The following is a 23,330-nucleotide window of genomic DNA, read 5'->3' as shown; positions in this document are numbered from 1 at the left end:
CGGGTGCCAGGTACGTCAGTTGGCGGCGAACTTGGCGGCCAGCTGCGGGGTGGAGACCAGGCTGATCCCGCCGAAGCGGGCCAGCACCCGGCCGCCGGGGGCGCAGGCGGTGACCGTCAGGGACGCGCTGACCCCGTTGGCGGAGACCGGCTCGACCACGATCAGGAAGGGCTCACCGTCCGGCAGGGCCTGGAACAGCTCGGCACGGGCCACCGAGAGCGGCAGGCTCGCGGTCGAGCGGTAGAGCCGCATCCACACCAGGGCGGCCTGCAGCAGCAGGTCGGCGGTGCCGGGGCCGTACAGCGAGGCGCCGAACGCGCCGTTCCCGGGCCGGAGTTCGGACAGCTGCGCCTCCAGCACCAGCCGGGACTCGTCCTCCGCCAGCACCTTGCGCAGTCCGCGCAGGGCCTCGCCGTGGAAGAGCGTGCCGTCGGCGTAGAAGCCGGCCGCGTCGCGGCCGCGGCCCAGGGCGGGCAGCCCGGCCATGCTCGGCCGGTTCACCTCGCCCGCCGGGTCGGCACCGAGCACCACACCGGCCGCGTAGTGCGGACGGACCGCACCGTCGGCGGCGACCGAGCGGATCACCACCTCGGTGGTGGCACCGTCACCGGCCGGGGAGGCCGCCAGCTGGAAGCTGCCGTGCTCACCGCCGTCGAAGGTGACGCCCTTGTGCACGGCGAAGTCCCGGACCTGACGGACCGTCCCCCCGCTGAGCCGCTCCACCGCACCGACCGCCCAGCCGAGCGCGACGGCGGCCGGCAGCACCGGCACCCCGCCGATCACGTGGTCGGCCACGATCGGGTCACCGGCCAGCACGTCCAGGCGGCGCTCCAGCACCGTCGCCTCCGGTACCGACTGCTCGCGGACCGAGAGCGGCGTCGTCGGGCCCAGCACCGTCACCACGTCCTGCCCGCGCTCCGGCGCGAACTGACCGGTGAACAGGGCCGTGCCGACCTCCTCCGGGATCAGCGTGATGCCGCGCTCCCGGAACACCGCCTTGATCTGCGGCGAGACCATCCCGCTGTCCCAGGCGCCCCAGTTGAGGGCGGTCACCCGGGCCTGCGGGTGCTTGCGCTTCCAACCGGCCGCCCAGGCGTTCAGCGCCTCGTTGGCCATCGCGTAGTCGGACTGGCCGCGGTTGCCGAAGAACCCGGCCACCGAGGTGAACAACACCACGTGCTTGAGGCCGTCGGCCGGCAGCGCGTCCAGCACCGAGCGCAGCCCGGTCAGCTTGGGCGCGAAGACCCGCTCGATCTCGCTGGCCTTCTTGGCGCTGATCAGCTGGTCCGCCAGCACGCCCGCGCCGTGCACCAGACCGGTCACCTTCGCGGCGTACGGGGCCAGCGCCTTGGCGGTGGCGGCGGCGTCGGTGATGTCCACTGCCAGGTACTCCGCCGTGCCCCCGGCCGCCTGCACCTCAGCCAGCGTGCGACGGATCTCCCGCTCGCCCACCACGCCCTGGTACAGCTGCTCGACCCGCTTCGGGGTCGGCTTCTCGCCCGCGGTGCGCAGCTGCGCGACGGCGGCGGCCTTCAACTCGGCGTCCCCGGTGATGCCCTGGGCCCAGGCAGGCTCTCCGGCCAGCGCGGTGCGGCCGAGCAGCAGGAAGCCGGGCTTGTGGGTCGCGGCCAGGTCGACCACGCAGCGGGCGGTGATGCCACGGGCTCCGCCGGTGACCACGATCAGGTCCTCGGAGGTCGGCGCGGCCACCGGCTCGGTGGTGGCGGGGAGCTGATCGGTGGTCAGCAGACCGAGGGTCACCCGGCGGGTGCCGTCGTGGCCGACCTGCACCGGCTCGGCGGCGGCGTCCAGCAGCTCGTCCAGCAGCAGCTCGACGGCGGCCGCGTCCGACAGGGCCGGAGCCAGGTCGACCGCCCGGCAGAACAGCTCCGGGGCCTCCACGGCCAGGGTCTTCACCAGACCGCCGTACCCGCCGGACGGAGCCAGCGCCTCGTCCACGCCAGCCAGGCCGAAGCCGCCGTCGAGCCGGGTCACGGTGGCGAAGCAGGCCCGGCCGCCGTCGGCGGCCCGGGTCAGCGGCTCGACCAGGTGCTTGGCGGTGAGCAGCGCGTGGGACAGCCGGCGCACGCCGTCCGCCCAGTCGCCGTCGCGGCGGACGGCCAGGTTGACGGCCAGTCGGACCTGGGTCAGCTCCTCGATCCGGTCCGCCAGCTCGTTGACGCCCCAGCTGTTCAGCGCCAGGTTGCGGACCCCTTCGACCTCCCGGGTCACCCCGGGCAGCCGCAGCACCTGCACCTGCCAGCCCTCGGCGGCCAGCCGCTCGGCCAGCACCGGGGTCAGCTCCCCGCCGTCGTCCACCAGCAGCGCGCCGGAGCCGGCCGGGTAGGCACCCACCAGGCGGTCCGGGAGCGGCAGTTCGGTCAGCGTGGCGTGGGTCCGGCCGAGCCGGCCGGGCAGCACGGCGGCGACCGGCGCGGGCGCCTCCACCACGGGAACGGCGACCGGCTGGGGCGCGACGGTACCGGACATGAACTCGACGATCTGGCCCAGGGTGCGCAGCTCACCCAGCTGCTCCGGGCCCATGTGCGTGTCGCTCGGGAACTGCTCGGAGAGCACACCCAGGATCTCGACCCGCTTGATCGAGTCGATGCCGAGGTCGGCCTCGACATCCATCCCGAGGTCCAGCATCTCCACCGGGTAGCCGGTCTTCGCCGACACCACCGCGAGGAGCGCACCCGCCACGTCGGCGGCGGGAGCCGCCGGGGCAGCGACCGGCGCGGCGGCCGGCGCGGCGGCCGGAGCAACGGCACCGGACATGAACTCCACGATCTGACCGAGCGTGCGGAGCTCACCGAGCTGCTCGGGGCCCATGTGCGTGTCGCTCGGGAACTGCTCGGAGAGCACACCCAGGATCTCGACCCGCTTGATCGAGTCGATGCCGAGGTCGGCCTCGACATCCATGCCCAGGTCCAGCATCTCCACCGGGTAGCCCGTCTTCGCCGACACCACCGCCAGCAGAGCCGACGCGACGTCAGCGCTCGGGACAGCGGCGACCGGAGCGGGAGCGGCGGGAGCAGGAGCAGCCGGGGCCGCTGCGCTCATGAACTCCACGATCTGGCCCAGAGTGCGCAGCTCACCGAGCTGCTCCGGGCCCATGTGCGTGTCGCTCGGGAACTGCTCGGAGAGCACACCCAGGATCTCGACCCGCTTGATCGAGTCGATCCCCAGGTCCGCCTCCACGTCCATGCCCAGGTCCAGCATCTCCACCGGGTAGCCCGTCTTGGCGGAGACCACCGCCAGCAGGGCGCCGGCCACATCGGCGGCCGGAACGGTGGCGACCGGAGCCGCAGCCACCGGAGCCGCAGCCACCGGAGCGGAGGCGCTCATGAACTCGACGATCTGGCCCAGGGTGCGCAGCTCACCGAGCTGCTCCGGGCCCACGTGGGTGTCGCTCGGGAACTGCTCCGACAGCACACCCAGGATCTCGACCCGCTTGATCGAGTCGATCCCCAGGTCCGCCTCCACGTCCATGCCGAGGTCGAGCATGTCGATCGGGTAGCCGGTCTTCGCCGACACCACCGCCAGCAGGGCCGACGCGACGTCGACCGTCGGTGCGGCGGCCTGCACGGGGGCCGGGGCCTGCACGGGGGCCGGGGCCGCCACCACGGGCGCCGGGGCGACCACCGGAGCGGGCGGCAGTGCGGCCACCGGAGCGACCGGGGCGGGGGCGATCTCCCGTACCGGGGCCGGCGCCGGAGCCGGAGCCACCTGGGCGACCGGGGCCGGGGCCGGCACGGCGACCGTCGGGGCCACCGGGGCGACCGGAGCGGCGAAGGCGGCCGGCACCACAGGGGTGGGTGCCGGGGTGCCGCCGAGCTCCAGGGCGGCGAGGTCGCGGAGGATCTCGTTGGCCCGCAGGTGGGTGCGGCCGATGGCGAGGCCGTGCTCCTTGACGGCGGTCACGCCGCCGAGCACCTCGGCCAGCCGGCCCTGACCGACCGCGTTCTCCAGCAGACCGGCGAGCCGCTCGGCGCTCTGCATCTGGCCGTTCATGTAGTCGTCGTGCAGGGCGAGATGATCACTGATCAGCTCGGACAGCCGGTCGGACCGGCTTTCGTGCTCCACGGGTGCTGCCTCCTGGGCAGGTACGGGGACGGCCGGGGGTATGACCGGCGAGGCGGGTTGCGCAGCCACCGGCACCACCGGGACGGCGGGCCGCACGGCGACGGGAGCCGGGGCGACGACGGGTGCCGGAGCGGGCGTCACGGCGACGGGCGCTGCCACCACCGGAGCCGGAGCCGCGACCGGAGCCGGGGCCGGGGCCGGCTTCGGGGCCGACGCCGGCACCGCGGCGGCGGCCGGGGCCGGGGCCGACGGAGCCGTGGAGACCCGGTAGCCGTTCTCCAACGCCTCCTTGTAGGCGGCCTTGCGCTGCTCGGACACGTGGTTGATGCCGTTCAGCGGCACCGCCATGCCCTTCTTCCCGGCCTCCTCCGCCGTCTCGGCCGCCACGTACGGGTCGGCCGCGGTGAGCGGCAGGCCGAGCACCAGCAGCTGCGCCACCGCGCGCTTCAGCGCGACGTCGGCGTCGCCGCCCGGGCCCGGGTCCAACTGGACGGCCTGGTGCGGGCGTTCGCCGAGGATGCGGCGGACCAGCTGGGTGAGCACGCCCTTCGGGCCGAACTCCACGAAGGTGCGGAACCCGGCCGCGTACATCTCCTCGACCCGGTCGGCGAAGTGCACGGGGTTGACCAACTGCTCGGCCAGCACGGCCCGGTTGGCCGCGACGTCCGCGCCGTAGACCGCACCCGGGGTGTTGGCGTACACCGGGCCGCGCGGCTCGCGCACCTCGACCTGCTCGACGCTCGCGCGGAAGGCCTCCACCGCGTGCGCCACGTACGGGGTGTGGAAGGCGGCCGAGACCGGCAGCCGGCTGGCCCGCACACCGGCGGCCTTCGCCGCCGCCACCAGGGCCTCGATCTCGGCGGTGCCGCCGCCGACCACGATCTGGTCGGCCGCGTTGCGGTTGCAGACCACCACGCCGTCGCGGGCGGCCAGCAGCTCGGCGACCTGCTGGTCGTCCGCGCTGAGCGCGGCCATCGCACCGGGGTCGAACCCGGCCTCGGCGGGCGGCGCCATCGCCGCGCCCCGGGCCCGGGCCAGGCCGAAGAAGGCCTCGTCGTCCAGCGCCCCGGCCGCCCAGAGGGCGGTCAACTCGCCGAAGCTGTGGCCGAGGTGGCCCTCGGCGGCGAAGCCGAGGTCGCTCAGGTAGCGGAACTGGCCGGCCGCCAGCGCGCCGATCGCGGGCTGCGCGTACTCGGTGCGGCGCAGCGCCTCCTCCTGACCGCCGCGCGAGGCCGGGTCGAAGGCCGGCGGCGGGAAGGCCACCCGGGAGAGCGGCTCGGCGCCGGAGAAGCGGCGGTTGGCGGCGTCGAAGGCGGCCCGCAGCGGCGGGACGGCGAGCACGGCCCGGTGGCCCGGGTTGACGTACTGGCTTCCCTGGCCCGCGAAGAGCGCGCCGACCTTGCCGAACTCCCCTGCCGTGGAACGGAAGTAGACGCCCTTGGGGTGCGCCCACTCGGTCACGCCCGGCTTGGCGGCCAGCTCCGCTGCGGCCAGCGCGCGCAGCTCGGCCAGCTCCTCCGCCGTCCGGGCGACCAGCGCGATCCGGGCGTGCCCGGCCGGAGCAGCCTCCACCGACTCCGGCCCGTTCAGCGCCCCGGCCAGCTCGCCGGCCGTGGCGGCGTGCCAGTGGTGCACCCGGGCGACCGGGAAGAGCACCTTGAGGTCCTCGCCGTCGCCGTACTCCTCCAGCACCACGTGGAAGTTGGTGCCGCCGAAGCCGAAGGAGGAGATCGCCGCCCGGCGGCGCTCCCGCTCCGGGTCGCGGATCCACGGGCGGGTCTCGGTGTTGACGTAGAACGGGCTGTTCTCGAAGTCGATGGCCGGGTTGGGCTCGTCCACGTTGATGGTGGGCGGCAGCAGCTTGTGGTGCAGGGCCATCGAGAGCTTGATCAGACCGGCCGCGCCGGCGGCCGCCTTGGTGTGCCCGATCTGGGACTTGACGCTGCCGACGGCGGCGAACTGCCGGGCCTCGGTGGACTCGGCGACCACGGCCGCCAGCGCGGAGAGCTCGGTGGCGTCGCCGACCGCGGTGCCGGTGCCGTGCGCCTCGAACAGCTCGATGCTCTCGGGCGTGCAGTCCGCGTCCTGGTAGGCCCGCCGCAGGGCCGTCATCTGGCCCTCCTTGCGCGGCGCGTAGATGGACTTGAAGCGGCCGTCGCTGGAGGCGCCGATGCCCTTGATCACGGCGTAGATGGTGTTGCCGTCGCGCTCGGCGTCGGCGAGGCGGCGCAGCGCCAGCATGCCGATGCCCTCGCCGATCAGGGTGCCGTCGGCCTCCTTGTCGAAGGGCCGGATGCGGCCGGCCTTGGAGAAGGCCGGGGTCTTGGCGAAGCAGAGGTACATGAAGATGGTGTTCTCGGCGTCGCAGCCGCCGACCAGCATGGTGTCGGAGCGGCCCTCGATCAGCTCGCTGATCGCGGACTTCACCGCACCGAGCGAGGACGCGCAGGCGGCGTCGATGGTCATGTTGATGCCGCCGAGGTCGAGGCGGTTGGCCACCCGGCCGGCCACCACGTTGCCCAGCATGCCGGGGAAGGAGTTCTCCTCCCAGGGCGCGAAGGCCAGCTTGAACTTCTCCGCGATCTCCTCGGCGTCCTGCTCGGAGAGGCCGACGCTGCGGGCCACCTCCTTGATGACCGGGGTCTGCAGGCGGGCCGAGAGCGGCTGGGTGAGCTGGTTGGCGCCGGTGACGCCGAGCACCACGCCGGTGCGGGACGGGTCGTACCAGCCCTGGTCGGCCCCGGCGTGCTTCAGCAGGTCGCGGGCGACCATCAGGCTGAGCAGCTGGAGGACGTCGGTGACCTCCAGGGTGTTCGGCGGCAGGCCGAACTCCAGCGGGTTGAACTCCACGGTGGGGATGAAGCCGCCGTGCCGGGAGTAGGTCTTGTCCGGCGCGTTCGGGTCCGGGTCGTAGTGCTCGTCCAGGTCCCAGTGGTCGGCCGGGACCTCCTCGATGCAGTCGGCCGCCGCCACCACGTTGGACCAGAACTCCCGCAGGTCACGGGACTTGGGGTACAGGGCGGACATGCCGACGATGGCGATCGGGTCGTTGGCGAGGCGGCGGTCGAGCTCGCGGTCGCTCGGTCTGCCGGCTTCGAGGGGAGTGTGCTTCGGGGAGTGCGCTGGCTGCGAAGGGTTCACGGCGGGGCTCTCTTGGTCTCGGATGGCCGGGTCTGCCGCCCGGCCCGGGCCCGGCGAAGGGCTGGGGCGGGGCGGTTGCGCGGTCTGGTACGCGGAGCGGGGCCTCGGGTGGGCCGGAGCGGCCCGGCGCTCAGAGGTCGAGCAGGCGGGCGACGGCCCGGGCGGCGTCCGGTCGGGTGAGCATCGTGTAGTGGTCCCCGGGGACCACCGCCAGGCCGAGCCCGCGCGGGGCGAGCGGCTGCCAGCCGAGCGTCGGGTCCTCCGGGATCAGGCTCTGTTCGGCCTTGACCAGGACCAGCGGGACGCTCGACGGCTCCGGCCGGTGCGGGGCGGTGAGCCGGTTGTTGCGCAACAGGCCGTCCACGTAGGTGTCGTAGAGCTTGCGCAGGCCGGGCAGAGGGGTGTCCGGCAGCAGGGCGCCGCTCGCGGTGGCGGCGTCCAGGACGAGGGGCAGGCCCTGGTCCGTCCCGAGGCCGGCCAGCGCCCCCGGGTCGATCGGCACCGGGCGGCCGCGCTTGGCCCCCAGGTACATGGCGAACCAGCCCAGCAGGAGCGGCGGTTCGAGTGCCTCGTCGGGCTGCTGGTACTCCTCCGTGGGCGCGATGCTGTCCAGCAGCACCAACTGCTCCGGGCGCCGCTCGGCGGGCAGCAGCTCCACCATGGCCTGGGCCACCACTCCGCCGAACGACCAACCCAGCAAGGTGACTTGGCCGTCCCCCAGTTCGGCGGTCAGCCGCTCGGCGAGCGCCCCGACGGTGGTCTCGGCCCGGCCGCCGGTGAGGGCGGCCTCGCCGTACTCGGGCAGGGCGGAGAGGTCCAGCACGGTCAGCCCGGTCCCGTCCGGCAGGGCCTCGGCCAGGGTGTGGTGCACCTGGGCGGCCAGCGCCCCGGGGTGCACCAGGTGGACGGTGCGGCCGCCCGGTCCGGCCGGGCGCAGCGGCAGGACCAGGGCGGGCCCGCTTCTACGCGGCTGCACGCCGGCTGCACTCCTCCGCGATGTGGGCCGCCAGGTCCTTGATGGTCGGGTGGTACCAGAGGGTGGTGGTGCCGAGCTCGAAGCCGAGCCAGCTCTCCATCTCCCCGGCCAGGATCAGCGCCTCGGTGGAGTCCAGGTCCAGCTCGTCGAAGTACTGCTCCGGCGAGACCTGGTCCGGCGTGGATCCGAGCCGGTGGGCGATCTTCTCGATCAGCCAGTCTTGAGCCTCAACTGCCGTCACTTGAGCCACAGTTGGTCCTTCCTTCCGGCAACGGCCAGAAATGGACCGGTGCCGCTTTGACGTGTTTCGGATACGCTGGACCGCCCAATTGGGCCGGGCTGGTCCGGATGCGGTGACAGGACTCGGGCGTGGGGCACCGAAAGGAAGTGGCAGCGTGGGCCGTCGAATTCGAACCCGGCTCGCTCACCACTGCGGCCCATCACATCCGAAAGGAACCTGACATTCAACCGTCAACTAACTTGACCAGCCAGAATCTGACGGACCAGCAGGACTCCGTACGTCACATCGGGGGCGAACCCGGAAAGGGTACGGAGGTCATCGTCAGGTTCCCGTGCGCATCCAGCGAACGTACAGCTTCTACCTGTCATTAACCTGACGGAAACACAAGAAACGGCGCCTGCTCCCCACTTGGTCGGGGAGGGAGCAGGCGCCGTAGGGACCGCATGAGCCCGGCGGCTCTGACGGGCAGGCGGTTAAAGCAGCCGAACCAAAGGCGTCCGGCGGTTTCTGGTGAGGGATTTGAAGGTGACCACCGGAAGTGGTCAGACCACCAGCGGGCGGTCGGTCGGGCGGATCGGGGCGGGCAGCGGGGTCTTGCCGCCGAGGTACTTGTCCACCGCGGCGGCGGCCGAACGGCCCTCCGCGATGGCCCAGACGATCAGCGACTGGCCGCGGCCGGCGTCGCCGCAGACGTACACGCCGTCCACGTTGGTGGCGAACTTGGCGTCCCGGTTCACGTTGCCCCGGGCGTCCAGCTCGACACCGAGCTGCTCGACCAGGCCGTTCTTCACGTCCGTACCCGTGAAGCCCATCGCCAGGGTGACCAGCTGGGCCGGGATGGCCCGCTCGGTGCCCGGCACCGGCTCGAACCGGCCGTCCTTGAACTCGACCTCCACCAGGTGGAGTTCGGCCACGTTCCCGTCCTCGTCGCCGGTGAAGTGGGTGGTGTTCACGGCGTAGACCCGCTCACCGCCCTCCTCGTGCGCGGAGGTGACCTTGTAGGTCATCGGCATGGTCGGCCAGGGCTGGCCGGCCGGCCGGTCGTCGCTGGGGCGCGGCATGATCTCCAGCTGGGTGACCGAGGCGGCCCCCTGGCGCAGCGCGGTGCCCAGGCAGTCGGCGCCGGTGTCACCGCCGCCGATCACGATGACGTGCTTGCCCTTGGCCGAGATGGGAGGCTCGACGAAGTCGCCCTCCTGCACCTTGTTGGCCAGCGGCAGGTACTCCATCGCCTGGTGGATGCCCTTCAACTCCCGCCCGGGGACGGGGAGGTCGCGGGCGGTGGTGGCACCGGCGGCGACCACCACGGCGTCGAAGCGCTCGCGCAGCTGCTGGCCGGTGATGTCCTCGCCGACGCTGACGCCGGTGCGGAAGCGGGTGCCCTCCGCGCGCATCTGCTCGATGCGGCGGTTGATGTGGCGCTTCTCCATCTTGAACTCGGGGATGCCGTACCGCAGCAGGCCGCCGATCCGGTCCGCGCGCTCGTACACCACCACGGTGTGGCCGGCCCGGGTGAGCTGCTGGGCCACGGCCAGACCGGCCGGGCCGGAGCCGACCACGGCCACGGTCTTGCCCGACAGGCGCTCGGGGACCTGCGGGGTGACCCCGCCGTTGTCCCAGGCCTTGTCGATGATGGTGACCTCGACGTTCTTGATGGTCACCGCGTCCTGGTTGATGCCCAGGACACAGGCCGACTCGCACGGCGCGGGGCACAGCCGCCCGGTGAACTCCGGGAAGTTGTTGGTCGCGTGCAGGCGCTCGATGGCGCCCTTCCAGTCGTCCCGGAAGGCCAGGTCGTTCCACTCGGGGATGAGGTTCCCGAGCGGGCAGCCGTTGTGGCAGAACGGGATGCCGCAGTCCATGCAGCGGCCGGCCTGCTTGGTGATGATCGGCAGGAGGCTGCGCTCGACGTAGACCTCGTTCCAGTCCCGCAGACGGACGTCCACGGGACGGCGCTCGGCCAGCTGCTTGGGCGTGGTCAGGAAGCCCTTGGGGTCAGCCATGTGCCGCCTCCATCATCTTGCGAGTGGTCTCGGCCTCGGAGAGGCCATCGCGCTCAGCGGCGTCCTTGGCGGCGAGCACAGCCTTGTAGTCGGTCGGCATGATCTTGGAGAAGCGGGAGACCCCGCTGCCCCAGTCAGCCAGGAGCTCGGCGGCGACGGTGGAGCCGGTCTCCTCGTAGTGCTGCTGGACGGTCTCGCGCAGCCACTCGCGGTCGTCGGCCGAGGGGGCCTCGATGCCCACCATGCCGTCGTTCACGTTGGCCGGGCGCAGGTCCAGCACGTAGGCGATGCCACCGGACATGCCCGCCGCCAGGTTGCGGCCGGTCTCGCCCAGGATGACGACCCGCCCGCCGGTCATGTACTCCAGGCCGTGGTCGCCCACGCCCTCGACCACCAGGGTGGCACCGGAGTTGCGGACGGCGAAGCGCTCGCCGGCCTTGCCGCGCAGGTGGATCCGGCCCGAGGTGGCGCCGTAGCCGATGGTGTTGCCCGCGATCACGTGGTTCTGGGCGTCGGCGCCGATGGCGGCCGCGTCCCGGGCCGGGCGGACGATGACCACGCCGCCGGAGAGGCCCTTGCCCACGTAGTCGTTGGCGTCGCCCTCCAGACGGAGCGTCACGCCCTTGGGCACGAAGGCGCCGAAGGACTGGCCGGCCGAACCGGTGAGGGTCACGTCGATGGTGCCCTCGGGCAGGCCCTCGCCCCGGTAACGCTTCGTCACCTGGTGGCCGAGCATGGTGCCGACCGTCCGGTTGACGTTGCGGACCGGGAGCTGGATGCGGACCGAGTCGCCGCGCTCCAGCGCGTCCTCGGCGAGCGCGATCAGCTGGTTGTCCAGGGCCTTGTCCAGCGCGTGGTCCTGCGTGGTGGTGCAGTGCAGGGCCGCGCCCTCGGGCAGCTCGGGCACGTGGAACAGCGGGGCCAGGTCGAGACCGGCCGCCTTCCAGTGGGTGATCGCGTCGGCGGCGTCGATGTGCTCGGCGTGGCCGACCGCCTCCTCGATGGTGCGGAAGCCCAGCTCGGCCAGGATCTCCCGGACCTCCTCCGCGATGAACTCGAAGAAGTTCACCACGAACTCGGGCTTGCCGGAGAAGCGCTCGCGCAGCACCGGGTTCTGGGTGGCGACGCCGACCGGGCAGGTGTCCAGGTGGCACACCCGCATCATGATGCAGCCGGAGACCACCAGCGGGGCGGTGGCGAAGCCGAACTCCTCGGCGCCCAGCAGGGCGGCGATGACCACGTCGCGGCCGGTCTTGAGCTGACCGTCCGTCTGGACCACGATCCGGTCGCGCAGCCCGTTCAGCAGCAGGGTCTGCTGGGTCTCGGCCAGGCCGAGCTCCCAGGGACCGCCCGCGTGCTTGAGCGAGGTGAGCGGCGAGGCGCCGGTGCCGCCGTCGTGGCCGGAGACCAGCACCACGTCCGCGTGCGCCTTGGAGACGCCCGCCGCGACGGTGCCGACGCCGACCTCGGAGACCAGCTTCACGTGGATGCGGGCGTCCGGGTTGGCGTTCTTGAGGTCGTGGATCAGCTGAGCCAGGTCCTCGATGGAGTAGATGTCGTGGTGCGGCGGCGGCGAGATCAGACCGACGCCCGGGGTGGAGTGCCGGGTCCGGGCCACCCACGGGTAGACCTTGTGGCCGGGCAGCTGGCCGCCCTCACCGGGCTTGGCGCCCTGGGCCATCTTGATCTGGATGTCGTCCGCGTTCACCAGGTACTCGGAGGTGACGCCGAAGCGGCCGGAGGCGACCTGCTTGATCGCCGAGCGGCGCTCCGGGTCGTACAGGCGCTCCGGGTCCTCGCCGCCCTCACCGGTGTTGGACTTGCCGCCGAGGCGGTTCATCGCGATGGCCAGCGTCTCGTGCGCCTCCATCGAGATGGAGCCGTACGACATGGCGCCGGTGGAGAAGCGCTTGACGATCTCGGAGACCGGCTCGACCTCGTCGACGGAGATCGGCGCACGGCCCTTGGCGTCGAACTTGAACAGGCCGCGCAGCGTCATCAGGCGCTCGGACTGGGAGTTCACCCGCTCGGTGTACTGCTTGAAGATGTCGTAGCGGCGCGAGCGGGTCGAGTGCTGCAGCCGGAAGACGGTGTCCGGGTCGAACAGGTGCGGCTCGCCCTCGCGGCGCCACTGGTACTCGCCGCCGATCTCCAGCGCGCGGTGCGCGGCGGAGATGCCGGAGGCCGGGTACGCCTTGGCGTGGCGCGCGGCCACCTCCTTGGCGACCTCGGCCAGGCCGATGCCGCCGAGCTTGGTGGTGGTGCCCGCGAAGTAGGCGTCCACGGTGGCCTGGTCGAGGCCGATGGCCTCGAAGACCTGGGCGCCGCGGTAGGAGGCGACGGTGGAGATGCCCATCTTGGACATCACCTTCAGGACGCCCTTGCCGAGCGCCTTGATCAGGTTCTTGATCGCCTTCTCGGGCTCGATGCCCTGGATGAAGACGCCCTGCTCGACCAGGTCCTCGACCGATTCCATGGCCAGGTACGGGTTGACCGCGCCGGCGCCGTAGCCGATCAGCAGCGCGACGTGGTGCACCTCGCGGACGTCACCGGCCTCGACCAGCAGCGACACCTGGGTGCGCTGCTTGGTGCGGATCAGGTGGTGGTGCACCGCGGAGGTGAGCAGCAGCGAGGGGATCGGCGCGTGCTCGGCGTCGGAGTGACGGTCCGACAGCAGGATGATCCGGGCGCCGTCGGCGATCGCCGCGTCGGCCTCGGCCGCGATGGCCGCGAGCCGGGCGGCCAGCGCCTCGCCGCCGCCGGCGACCTTGTAGAGGCCCGACAGCGTGACGGCCTTGAGGCCCGGCTGGTCGCCGTCCTGGTTGACGTGGGTCAGCTTGGCCAGCTCGTCGTTGTCGATCACCGGGAAGGTGATGCCGATCGAGCGGCAGTGCGCGGAGGTGGTGGAGAGCAGGTTGCCCTCCGGCCCGAGGTTGGACAGCAGCGAGGTGACGAGCTCCTCGCGGATGGCGTCCAGCGGAGGGTTGGTGACCTGCGCGAAGAGCTGCACGAAGTAGTCGAAGAGCAGCCGGGGCTTCTCGGACAGCGCCGCGATCGGGCTGTCGGTGCCCATCGAGCCGAGCGCCTCGCCACCGGTCTTGGCCATCGGGGCCAGGATGACCCGCAGCTCCTCCTCGGTGTAGCCGAAGGTCTGCTGACGGCGCGTCACCGAGGCGTGGGTGTGGTGGATGTGCTCGCGCTCGGGCAGCGCCTTGAGCTCGATCTGCCCGGCGGCCACCCACTCCTGGTACGGGTGCTCGTCGGCCAGCGCGGACTTGATCTCCTCGTCCTCGACGATCCGCCCCTCGGCGGTGTCGATGAGGAACATCTTGCCCGGCTGCAGGCGGCCCTTGCGGGTCACCTTCTCCTGGTCGATGTCGAGCACGCCGACCTCGGAGGAGAGCACCACGAGGCCGTCCTCGGTGACCCAGTACCGGGCCGGGCGCAGGCCGTTGCGGTCCAGGACCGCGCCGATCTGGGTGCCGTCGGTGAAGGTCACGCAGGCCGGGCCGTCCCAGGGCTCCATCAGGTTGGAGTGGTACTGGTAGAAGGCGCGGCGGGCCGGCTCCATGGTGGCGTGGTTCTCCCACGCCTCCGGGATCATCATCAGCACCGAGTGCGGCAGCGAGCGGCCGCCCAGGTGGAGCAGCTCCAGGACCTCGTCGAAGGAGGCCGAGTCGGAGTGGTCCGGGGTGCAGATCGGGAAGATCCGGTTGAGGTCACCGGGGATCAGGTCGGTGGCCAGCTGGGACTCGCGGGCCGTCATCCAGTTCCGGTTGCCCTTGACGGTGTTGATCTCACCGTTGTGGGCGACGAAGCGGTACGGGTGGGCCAGCGGCCAGCTCGGGAAGGTGTTCGTGGAGAACCGCGAGTGCACCAGGCCGATGGCGGAGGCGAACAGCCGGTCCGACAGGTCGGGGAAGAAGGGCTCCAGCTGACCGGTGGTCAGCATGCCCTTGTAGACGATGGTCCGGGCGGAGAGCGAGGGGAAGTACACCCCGGCCTCGCGCTCGGCGCGCTTGCGGACGACGAAGGCGACCCGGTCCAGCGCGATCCCGCTCTTGCCCTCGCCGGTGACGAAGAGCTGGCGGAAGCGCGGCATCACCGAACGGGCGGTGGCGCCGAGCAGGTCGGGGGTGACCGGCACCTCGCGCCAGCCGAGGACGGTCAGGTCCTCCTCGGCGGCGATGGCCTCGATCTGCTCGACGGCGGCCGCGTCGGCGGCGTCCTCGTCCGGCAGGAAGGCGATGCCGACGGCGTAGGAGCCGGCCTCGGGGAGCTCGAAGGAGACCTTGGAGCGCAGGAACGCGTCCGGCACCTGGGTCAGGATGCCCGCGCCGTCACCGGAGTCCGGCTCGGCGCCGGTGGCGCCGCGGTGCTCCAGGTTGCGCAGGACGGTCAGCGCCTGGTCGACGATCGTGTGGTCGGCGATGCCGGTCAGCGTGGCGACGAAACCGACGCCGCAGGCGTCGTGCTCGTTACGCGGGTCGTACAGGCCCTGAGCAGTGGGTCGCGCATCCGGAACGAGCGCGTAAGGCCGCGCGGCGGCCTGACCGGGCTCGTTGGCGGAGTGCATGGATGCAGACAGCATCGGCTCTCCCGTCGTCGTCTCTGGCAAGTGCTTGGTGCAGTAGGGACGACGTTGGCCCTCATGCGATTTCGTGCAGGTTACATGATGTCGGACTGACCGGACAGTGGGATTTCTCGTCCACAGTGCGGACAGTCCGCCCTGGTCAGGGCGCTCAACCTGACGTATCGGGGACGGGTCGGAGGCGTGCTCTCGGCCGCGTGCCCCCACCAGTGTGCCCCCTGCCCCCGAGGACGAAACAGGGGCGTAATTCCCTGTCCACATGTCGAGAACGGGTGCCCTGCGAATCCTGCGCCGATCGGCGAGCGCGGCATGAGATTCTGCGGCCGGACCACGGCTCGGCCGGGATCTGCGCAGGTCGGCCCGTGGAACCATGTGTGCAATGTCATAACCATGCTCGCCCGGTCAGCCGATCTGGCCGCCGATCAGCGCGCCCAGCCCGAAGGTCACGGCCGCCGCGGCACCGCCCAGCACCAGCTGGCGCAGGCCGCTGAACCACCAGCTGCGGGCCGTCACCCGGGCCACCACCGCGCCGCACAGGAACAGACCGATCAGCGAGAGCACCAGGGCCGGGGCCAGCGAGGTGGCGCCCAGCAGGTAGGGCAGCAGCGGGAGCAGCGCGCCGGCCGCGAAGCAGAGGAAGGAGGAGACCGCCGCCACCATCGGGGAGGGCAGGTCGGTCGGGTCCACCCCGAGCTCCTCGCGGGCGTGCACCTCCAGCGCCTGCTCCGGGTCGGCGGAGAGCTGCCGGGCCACCTCCTTGGCCAGCTCGGGCTCCACCCCGCGCGAGACGTAGAGCTCGGCCAGCTCGGCCAGCTCGCCCTGCGGGTTGCGGCGCAGCTCCAGCCGCTCGGCCTCGATCTCGGCCTCGACCAGCTCGCGCTGGGAGGCCACCGAGGTGTACTCCCCCGCCGCCATCGAGCAGGCCCCGGCGGCCAGGCCGGCCAGCCCGGTGATGATCACCGTGCCCGGCGAGGCGGCGCCGCCGACCACACCGGTCATCAGCGCGAAGTTGGACACCAGGCCGTCCATGGCGCCGAAGACCGCCGGACGCAGCCAGCCGCCGTTGACGTCCCGGTGGTGCCCCTCGGCCGGGATGCGCGGCATCGGGTTCTCCTCGGCGATCGGCTCGGCAATGGTCGCGGCCATGGCGAATAGCCCCCCTCAGGAAGGTGGTTGCGGTCTTCTCGTGACGATTTGAAAGGTAGTCCGATGTATCGGGGCTTTCCAGCAAAGTAAGGCTTCCCGAACACGACTTCGGCCGCCCTGCACCAAGCGGTGCGGGCGGCCGAGGAGTTGGGGAGTCGCAGGTCAGGCCTTGGTACCGGGCTCCGGTCGGTCCGATTCGGCGGGGGCCTCGGCCGGCGTCTCGGCGGAGGCCTGGTCGCCGGTGGCGGACTCCGGTGCGGACACCGTCAGTTCGCCCACGTTCGAGGCCGGGTCGATGCTGTCCGGAGCCTCCCGGCCGGGGCGCAGCCGACCGACCACCACCAGGTAGACGATCGCGGCGACGAAGGTGAGGATCGCGGTCCACTCGTTCAGGCGCAGGCCCAGGAAGTGGTGCGCCTCGTCGATCCGCATCCCCTCGATCCAGAAGCGGCCGACGCTGTAGGCGGCGACGTAGATCGCGAAGGCCCGGCCGTGGCCGAGGGTGAAGCGCTTGTCCGCCCAGATCACCAGCAGCGCGACGCCGACGCACCAGAGCGACTCGTAGAGGAAGGTCGGGTGGAAGACCCCGTCCACCACGGTGCCGTCCGCCTCGACCTTGTGGATCTCCAGACCCCACGGCAGGTCGGTGGCCCGGCCGTACAGCTCCTGGTTGAACCAGTTGCCCCAGCGACCGCAGGCCTGGGCCAGCGCGATGCCCGGGGCGATCGCGTCGGCGTAGGCGGGCAGCGGCACGCCCCGGCGGCGGGCGCCGATCCAGGCGCCGACGGCACCGAAGGCGATCGCGCCCCAGATGCCGAGGCCGCCCTCCCAGATCTTCAGGGCGTCGACCGGGTTCCGGTCCTCCCCGAAGTACAGCTGGTTGTCGGTGATCACGTGGTAGAGGCGGCCGCCCACCAGGCCGAACGGCACCGCCCAGACGGCGATGTCCCCGACGGTGTGCTTGGCGCCGCCCCTGGCGACCCAGCGCTTGCTGCCGAGCCAGACGGCCACGACGACACCGATGATGATGCAGAACGCGTAGGCGCGCAGCGGGACCGGCCCCAGGTAGAGGACGCCCCGCGACGGGCTCGGAATGTATGCGAGATCCATGGCAGGGTCGACGCTACCCGACCCCGCCCGGCACTCCTGCACCGCGCGGGGTCACAGCTTCCGAACGTTCGCTACTGGGCCGGCGAGGCGGGCGCGGAGGCCACCGTGCCGAGCTGCTTGCCGGCGTTGGCCTCGTCCACCCACTTCACCAGGTTCTCCGGGGAGATCTGCTCGCCGGCCGCGTTCTTCGGGTAGACCGGCTGGCCGTTGAGCAGCACCGTCGGGGTCGACTTGTAGCTGGACTTGTCGAAGTCCTGCTGCACCGCCGAGACCCAGTCCGCGTACTTGTTGTCGTTGACGCAGCTCTCGAAGGTCGGCGAGTCCAGGCCCGGCACCTGCTTGGCCAGGTCGATCAGGGTCGACTTGGTGCCGAAGGTGTCGGCGGTCTCCTCGGGCTGGTTCTTGTAGAGCACGTCGTGGTAGGCGCGGAACTTGCCCGCGTCCTGCGCGCAGCCGAGCGCGTTGGCCCCGTACTTGGAGCCCTTGCCGCCGAGCGAGCGGTCGATGAAGGAGACGATGTGGTAGTTCCCCTGGAGCTTCCCGGCGTCCTCCAACTGGTCGACCGTGGAGGCGAATTCACGCTCGAAGATGCCGCAGGCGGGGCACCGCGGGTCCTCGTAGACGGTGAGCGTCGAGGGGGCGTTGGACGGGCCGTCCGGGATGATCAGGTTCTTCTCGCCGATCGTCCCGGCCGGGTGGGCGACGGGGGTGTCCGGCTTGTCGCGCTGGTTCTGCACCACCACGCCGATCACCACGCCGACCGCGATCACGGCCAGCACCGCGCCGCCGATGACCAGCTTCTTCTTGCGCTTGTCCCGGGCCTCCTCCGCGGCCCGCTCCTCCAGCATCCGCTCGCGGGCGGTGCGCTTGCCTTCTCGGTTCTTCTCGCTCATGTCTCGGTACGTCCAAGGTGGGGGCCGGGTGGGCGGGGAAAGTCGTCGGGAGTCCGTCAGGTCCGGGGCGGGCGCGGGCCGTTCAGGCGTTGAGCCAGGCGTCGGCCGAGAGCTTGGTCCTCGGCCGCCAGACCAGCCAGGCGGCCAGCAGCAGGAAGCCGGTGTCGCGCGCGATCTCCTGCGCGTACTCGGTCTTCGAGGAGTCGACCGCCCCGCCGCCGCCGAAGCAGCCGCAGTCGATCGAGATGCCCCGGGCCCACGCGGAGGCGATCCCGGCGATGAAGGCGAGCAGCAGCAGGGCCGAGACCGCCGCGACGATCCGGGTGCCCAGACCGATCAACAGCAGCAGGGCGAGCGTCACTTCGAGGAACGGCAGCCCGTAGCCGACCGGCTTGACCAGGGACTCGGGCAGGATCTCGTACGCCCGCACCGCCTGGGCGGCCTCCGCCGGATCGGCGATCTTCGCCAGCCCGGCCCAGGCCCAGACCACCGCCAGGCCGAGCCGGACCACCAGCCCGAACCACTCACCGGGCGGGCCGTCCACCGCCCTGCGCAGGGCGGACCCGCCGCCCGGACGCTCGGCGGTCTGCTCACTGGCCATCGGGTGTCCTCCCCCATCGGTGCGTCGTGACGTGGCTGCCGCTCACGCTTCCTGATGAACCGTAGGGGATGAATGGCGGTTACTCCACATTCGCACCTTAAGCCGAATGAGTGATGGAATAGTGCGTATGTCCGATCTCACTGACGGTGGGTCAGCGCAGCTGGCGGCAGCGCAGCCGCTCGGCCGCCGACCCCAGCGGAGGCCGGCCCTCCGGCTGCGAGCGCCCGGCCCGGGCCGCCGAGTCCGCACTGGCCAACTGCCCGCAGCGGTACGCCTCGTGCTCGGCCCGCTCCACCCCGCGCCGGGCCATCGCCGGGCCGACGGTCGCCTCCGCCCCCATCGCGACGCCGAGCACCAGGGCGGCGACCGCCGCCCGGAGCAGGACGGCACGGTGGAAACAGGGCACTGGGCGGACTCCTTCGGTCGGGAACGGTCCGTACCGCACACGAACTCGTCCCTCCACTCAACGCCGGTCAATCCCCCCCGATGCGTCGGAGCCGGGTACTTCACCCGGACGGGGCAGCCCGCCGGAGTGTCGTCCCTGACGCGGCAATGGCGGAGCGCCCCGCAGGGGCGCGAGGAACTGCGCGAATCGGAAGGCGGACCAGTGTTTGATCGGGGCACGCGAGCCAGTTGCACGTGCTGCCGTTCCCCTGCGCGCAGTTCCCCGCGCCCCCGAAGGCGTAGCCACTCCCCGGGGTGACGAAGGCCCGTGCGTACCCAGGGGGTTCGCACGGGCCTCGGTCGGGCGGCGGGTGGGGTCAGCGCTTGCGGACGCCCTCGGCCAGCTCGGCGGCGAGCGAGCGGACCGCGTCCAGCGCGGCCGGCTCGCCGTCCGCGTCCAGGATGCGCTGGACGAAGGCGGAGCCGACGATCACGCCGTCGGCGAAGCCGGCCACCTCGGCGGCCTGGGTCGCGGTGGAGACCCCGAGGCCGACGCAGACCGGCAGGTCGGTGGTGGCCCGGGTCCGGGCGACCAGGTCCTCGGCCATCGAGCCGACGGCGGCCCGGGTGCCCGTCACGCCCATCACCGCGGCGGCGTAGACGAAGCCGGAGCCGGCCGCCGTGACCTCGGCCAGCCGGGCGTCCTTGCTGCTCGGCGCGACCACGAACACGGTGTCCAGACCGTGCTCGGCCGCGGCCGCGCGCCACTCGCCGGACTCCTCCACCGGCAGGTCGGGCAGGATGCAGCCCGCTCCCCCGGCGGCCGCCAGGTCGGCCGCGAAGCGGGCCACGCCGTAGCGCTCGACCGGGTTCCAGTACGTCATCACCAGGACCGCGGCCTCCGGGTGGGCGTCGGCCACCTCGGCGACGGTGCGGATCACGTCCTTGATCTTCACGCCACCGCGCAGCGCGATGTCGTCCGCGGTCTGGATGACCGCGCCGTCCAGGACCGGGTCGGAGTGCGGCAGGCCGACCTCGACCACGTCGCAGCCGCCCTCGATCAGCGCCTTCACGGCGGCGATCCCGCCGTCCACGGTCGGGAAGCCGGCCGGGAGGTAGCCGATCAGGGCCGCGCGGTCCTCCGCCTTGGCGGCGGCCAGCACGGAGCTCAACTTCGAAGCCATGGTCACTTGCCCCCGTTGCTGTCGTTCTGCGCGGCGTCGTACAGGCCGAAGTACTCGGCGGCGGTGTGCATGTCCTTGTCGCCGCGGCCGGAGAGCGAGACCAGGATGGTCGCCTCCGGGCCCAGCTCGCGCCCGAGCTTGAGCGCCCCGGCGAGCGCGTGGGCGCTCTCGATGGCCGGGATGATCCCCTCGGTGCGGGACAGCAGGCGCAGTGCCTGCATCGCCTCGTCGTCGGTCACCGGACGGTACTCGGCCCGGCCGGTGTCCTTCAGCCAGGCGTGCTCCGGGCCGACGCCCGGGTAGTCCAGGCCGGCCGAGATCGAGTGCGACTCGATGGTCTGGCCGTCCTCGTCCTGCAGCACGTAGGTGCGGGAGCCGTGCAGCACGCCCGGGTCGCCCTTGGTCAGGGTGGCCGCGTGCTTCTCGGTGTCCACGCCCTCGCCGGCCGCCTCGCAGCCGATCAGCCGGACGCCCGCGTCCGGGATGAACTCGTGGAAGATGCCCATCGCGTTGGAGCCGCCGCCGACGCAGGCGACCACGGCGTCCGGGAGCCTGCCGGTGCGCTCCAGCACCTGCTCGCGGGCCTCCACGCCGATCACCCGGTGGAAGTCCCGGACCATGGCCGGGAAGGGGTGCGGTCCGGCGACCGTGCCGAACAGGTAGTGGGTGTCGTCGACGTTGGCCACCCAGTCGCGGAAGGCCTCGTTGATGGCGTCCTTGAGGGTGCGGCTGCCGGACTTCACGGCGACCACCTCGGCGCCGAGCATCCGCATCCGGGCCACGTTCAGCGCCTGGCGCTGGGTGTCGACCTCGCCCATGTAGATGGTGCAGTCGAAGCCGAACAGCGCGCAGGCGGTGGCGGTGGCCACGCCGTGCTGGCCGGCGCCGGTCTCGGCGATGATCCGGGTCTTGCCCATCCGGCGGGTGAGCAGGGCCTGGCCCAGCACGTTGTTGATCTTGTGCGAGCCGGTGTGGTTGAGGTCCTCGCGCTTGAGCAGGATCCGCGCCCCGCCGGCCTCGGCGGAGAACCGGTGCACGTCGGTGAGCGGGCTCGGGCGGCCGGTGTAGTCCTTCAGCAGCCCGTCCAGCTCGGCCGCGAAGGCCGGGTCGGCCTTGGCCTTCTCGTACTCCTCGGCGACCTGCTCGACGGCGGCGACCAGCGCCTCCGGGATGAAGCGGCCGCCGTACGCCCCGAAGTACCCCCGGGCGTCGGGGACCTGGGTGCCTGGCAGGTAGTCCTTTTCGGACATGGCAGTTACGTCCTCGTGAATCGGTGAAGTGGCGTGCATGGCATGCGTGCTGACGGAACGTCAGCCGTGCGTGCGTCGCCATCGCCGACCGGGGACCTGCCCCGGCTCACAACCGATCACGTACCGGACCCGCCGCCCCAGCACCCGGCGCGCGGGCGCGCGGCAACCGCGCGGCCGGCAGCCGGGAGCGAGGCGGGCGTTCATCTGCGGGTCAGCCCCGTCCGTTGTTGCGCAGCGCCGGGTGGGCACCGGCGGCGACCAGGTCGGCCACGGCCGCCTTCGGGTCCCGGCCGGTCACCAGCGACTCGCCGACCAGCACCGCGTCCGCGCCGAGGTTGGCGTAGGCGATCAGGTCGTGCGGGCCGCGCACGCCGGACTCGGCCACCTTCACGATGTGCGCCGGGATGGCGTCCACCACGTTGCCGAAGGTGTTCCGGTCCACCTCGAGGGTCTTGAGGTTGCGGGCGTTGACGCCGATGATCTTCGCGCCGGCGTCCACCGCGCGCGCGATCTCCTCCTCGTCGTGCACCTCGACCAGCGGGGTGAGCCCGATCGACTCGGCGCGCTCGATGAGCGACACCAGGGCCGGCTGGTCCAGGGCCGCCACGATCAGCAGCGCGAGGTCGGCGCCGTGGGCGCGGGCCTCCCAGAGCTGGTAGGCGGTGACGATGAAGTCCTTGCGCAGCAGCGGGGTGTCCACCGCCGCCCGGACGGCGTCCAGGTCGGCCAGCGAACCGCCGAAGCGGCGCTGCTCGGTCAGCACGCTGATCGCGGCGGCACCGCCGGCCGCGTAGTCGAGCGCCAGGGCGGCCGGGTCGGCGATCGCCGCCAGGGCACCCTTGGACGGGCTGGAGCGCTTGACCTCGCAGATCACCCGGACGCCGTCGCCGCGCAGCGCGGCCACTCCGTCCTTGGCGTCGGGGGCCTTCGCGGCCAGCTCCTTGAGCTGGTCCAGGGAGACCCGGGACTGCCGCTCGGCGAGGTCCTCACGGACCCCGTCGATGATCTCGTCGAGCACACTCACGCGGGCGCCCCCATCATTCCGCCGGGCACATGCCCGGCTCGTCGGGTGTTTCACCGCGGGCGGCGGACCACGTCCTGCTCCGTCCTGCTGAACGGCGCGGAACTTCCGGCCCCCGTCGGCTCCTCGATGGTATCGGGCGCGGGGGGCGTGAACCGCATCCGCCCGGCGCGCGTCTCGCGGAGCGGACCCGGCCGTACGCCGTCGCGTGGGCTCCGTCAGAGCACCGGGGGCGCCAGCCCGGCCCCGACCGGGAGGTTGCGGTAGACCATGAAGACCGCCAGCACCAGCAGCAGGAGCACCGTCTGAGGCAGCCCGAACCGGACCTTCGGCGCCCGCCCACCGGTCAGCGCGGCCCAGAGCCAGCCGCTCCACAGCACCCCGACGACCATCGCCAGCACCACCACCAGCAGGTTGTCGTGCGCGGCGGTGGCCAGGTCCCCGTGGGCCAGCGCGTGCACCGCCCGCAGCCCCCCGCAGCCCGGGCACCACCAGCCGGTGGCGGCCAGCACCGGGCAGACGGGGTAGTGGCCCGGGGCGTTCGGATCGACCGCGGCCACGTAGACGGTGGGGACGGCCACCGCCACCAGCGCCAGCAGCGGACGGACCGTCCGGCGCGCCCGGGAGGGCGGGGCGGCGGCGGGCTTCGACTGCGGGGCGGCGGTCACAGGGCCGATTCTGCCCCCGGGGCCGGGGCGCATCC

15 protein-coding genes are annotated in these 23,330 nt (G+C 72.3%); all 15 read right to left on the bottom strand.

Annotation, left to right across the window (positions count from 1 at the left end; genetic code table 11):
- Positions 1-15: 15 nt before the first annotated feature.
- Entirely contained in the window at positions 16-7,227 is a 7,212-nt protein-coding gene (locus ACWEPF_RS18965) for an SDR family NAD(P)-dependent oxidoreductase (RefSeq protein ID WP_452173487.1), read from the bottom strand.
- Between the two features lie 130 nt (positions 7,228-7,357).
- Positions 7,358-8,203, bottom strand: coding sequence for an alpha/beta fold hydrolase (locus ACWEPF_RS18960; protein WP_449797371.1), 846 nt, complete (start codon positions 8,201-8,203; stop codon positions 7,358-7,360).
- A complete protein-coding gene (locus tag ACWEPF_RS18955; protein WP_345284319.1) occupies positions 8,190-8,444 on the bottom strand; it encodes an acyl carrier protein in 255 nt (84 codons plus the stop codon). Before ACWEPF_RS18955 ends, ACWEPF_RS18960 begins: the two co-directional genes overlap by 14 nt.
- Positions 8,445-8,986: 542 nt before the next feature.
- A complete protein-coding gene (locus tag ACWEPF_RS18950) occupies positions 8,987-10,447 on the bottom strand; it encodes a glutamate synthase subunit beta (RefSeq protein ID WP_345284321.1) in 1,461 nt (486 codons plus the stop codon).
- Positions 10,440-15,023 carry a glutamate synthase large subunit gene (gene gltB / locus ACWEPF_RS18945; RefSeq protein WP_452173496.1) on the bottom strand — a complete coding sequence of 1,528 codons (4,584 nt, stop codon included), beginning with the start codon at positions 15,021-15,023 and terminating at the stop codon, positions 10,440-10,442. Before gltB ends, ACWEPF_RS18950 begins: the two co-directional genes overlap by 8 nt.
- A 417-nt stretch (positions 15,024-15,440) precedes the next feature.
- Entirely contained in the window at positions 15,441-16,142 is a 702-nt protein-coding gene (locus tag ACWEPF_RS18940) for a VIT1/CCC1 transporter family protein (protein WP_452173495.1), read from the bottom strand.
- 204 nt (positions 16,143-16,346) lie between these two features.
- On the bottom strand, positions 16,347-17,294 hold the full coding sequence (gene lgt / locus ACWEPF_RS18935) for a prolipoprotein diacylglyceryl transferase (RefSeq protein WP_452173486.1): 948 nt from the start codon (positions 17,292-17,294) through the stop codon (positions 16,347-16,349).
- 71 nt (positions 17,295-17,365) lie between these two features.
- Positions 17,366-18,187 carry a DsbA family protein gene (locus ACWEPF_RS18930; RefSeq protein WP_452173485.1) on the bottom strand — a complete coding sequence of 274 codons (822 nt, stop codon included), beginning with the start codon at positions 18,185-18,187 and terminating at the stop codon, positions 17,366-17,368.
- A gap of 82 nt (positions 18,188-18,269) precedes the next feature.
- A complete protein-coding gene (locus tag ACWEPF_RS18925; RefSeq protein ID WP_345284327.1) occupies positions 18,270-18,788 on the bottom strand; it encodes a MauE/DoxX family redox-associated membrane protein in 519 nt (172 codons plus the stop codon).
- 151 nt (positions 18,789-18,939) lie between these two features.
- Positions 18,940-19,194 (bottom strand): hypothetical protein, encoded by a 255-nt coding sequence (locus ACWEPF_RS18920; RefSeq protein ID WP_452173484.1) that lies wholly within the window; start codon positions 19,192-19,194, stop codon positions 18,940-18,942.
- Positions 19,195-19,549: 355 nt separating this feature from the next.
- A complete protein-coding gene (gene trpA, locus ACWEPF_RS18915; protein WP_452173483.1) occupies positions 19,550-20,356 on the bottom strand; it encodes a tryptophan synthase subunit alpha in 807 nt (268 codons plus the stop codon).
- 2 nt (positions 20,357-20,358) lie between these two features.
- Positions 20,359-21,606, bottom strand: a complete 1,248-nt coding sequence (gene trpB, locus ACWEPF_RS18910; RefSeq protein WP_345284333.1) for a tryptophan synthase subunit beta — start codon at positions 21,604-21,606, stop codon at positions 20,359-20,361.
- Positions 21,607-21,666: 60 nt separating this feature from the next.
- Entirely contained in the window at positions 21,667-21,855 is a 189-nt protein-coding gene (trpM, locus tag ACWEPF_RS18905) for a tryptophan biosynthesis modulator TrpM (RefSeq protein ID WP_452173482.1), read from the bottom strand.
- Entirely contained in the window at positions 21,818-22,630 is an 813-nt protein-coding gene (trpC, locus tag ACWEPF_RS18900) for an indole-3-glycerol phosphate synthase TrpC (RefSeq protein WP_452173481.1), read from the bottom strand. Before trpC ends, trpM begins: the two co-directional genes overlap by 38 nt.
- Positions 22,631-22,845: 215 nt before the next feature.
- On the bottom strand, positions 22,846-23,295 hold the full coding sequence (locus ACWEPF_RS18895; protein ID WP_452173480.1) for a DUF2752 domain-containing protein: 450 nt from the start codon (positions 23,293-23,295) through the stop codon (positions 22,846-22,848).
- Positions 23,296-23,330 lie beyond the last annotated feature (35 nt).

Source organism: Kitasatospora sp. NPDC004289 (assembly GCF_053602875.1).
Note: the sequence above shows the minus strand (reverse complement) of the source record. Positions and strands in the feature narration are given on the sequence as shown.

What these genes read in the sequence shown, in the direction of transcription:
- ACWEPF_RS18950 (WP_345284321.1), bottom strand. Translation starts at nt 10,447, where the DNA reads ATGGCTGACCCCAAGGGCTTCCTGACCACGCCCAAGCAGCTGGCCGAG.
- gltB (WP_452173496.1), bottom strand. Translation starts at nt 15,023, where the DNA reads ATGCACTCCGCCAACGAGCCCGGTCAGGCCGCCGCGCGGCCTTACGCG.
- ACWEPF_RS18940 (WP_452173495.1), bottom strand. Translation starts at nt 16,142, where the DNA reads ATGCCGCGCATCCCGGCCGAGGGGCACCACCGGGACGTCAACGGCGGC.
- lgt (WP_452173486.1), bottom strand. Translation starts at nt 17,294, where the DNA reads ATGGATCTCGCATACATTCCGAGCCCGTCGCGGGGCGTCCTCTACCTG.
- ACWEPF_RS18930 (WP_452173485.1), bottom strand. Translation starts at nt 18,187, where the DNA reads ATGAGCGAGAAGAACCGAGAAGGCAAGCGCACCGCCCGCGAGCGGATG.
- ACWEPF_RS18925 (WP_345284327.1), bottom strand. Translation starts at nt 18,788, where the DNA reads ATGGCCAGTGAGCAGACCGCCGAGCGTCCGGGCGGCGGGTCCGCCCTG.
- trpA (WP_452173483.1), bottom strand. Translation starts at nt 20,356, where the DNA reads ATGGCTTCGAAGTTGAGCTCCGTGCTGGCCGCCGCCAAGGCGGAGGAC.
- trpB (WP_345284333.1), bottom strand. Translation starts at nt 21,606, where the DNA reads ATGTCCGAAAAGGACTACCTGCCAGGCACCCAGGTCCCCGACGCCCGG.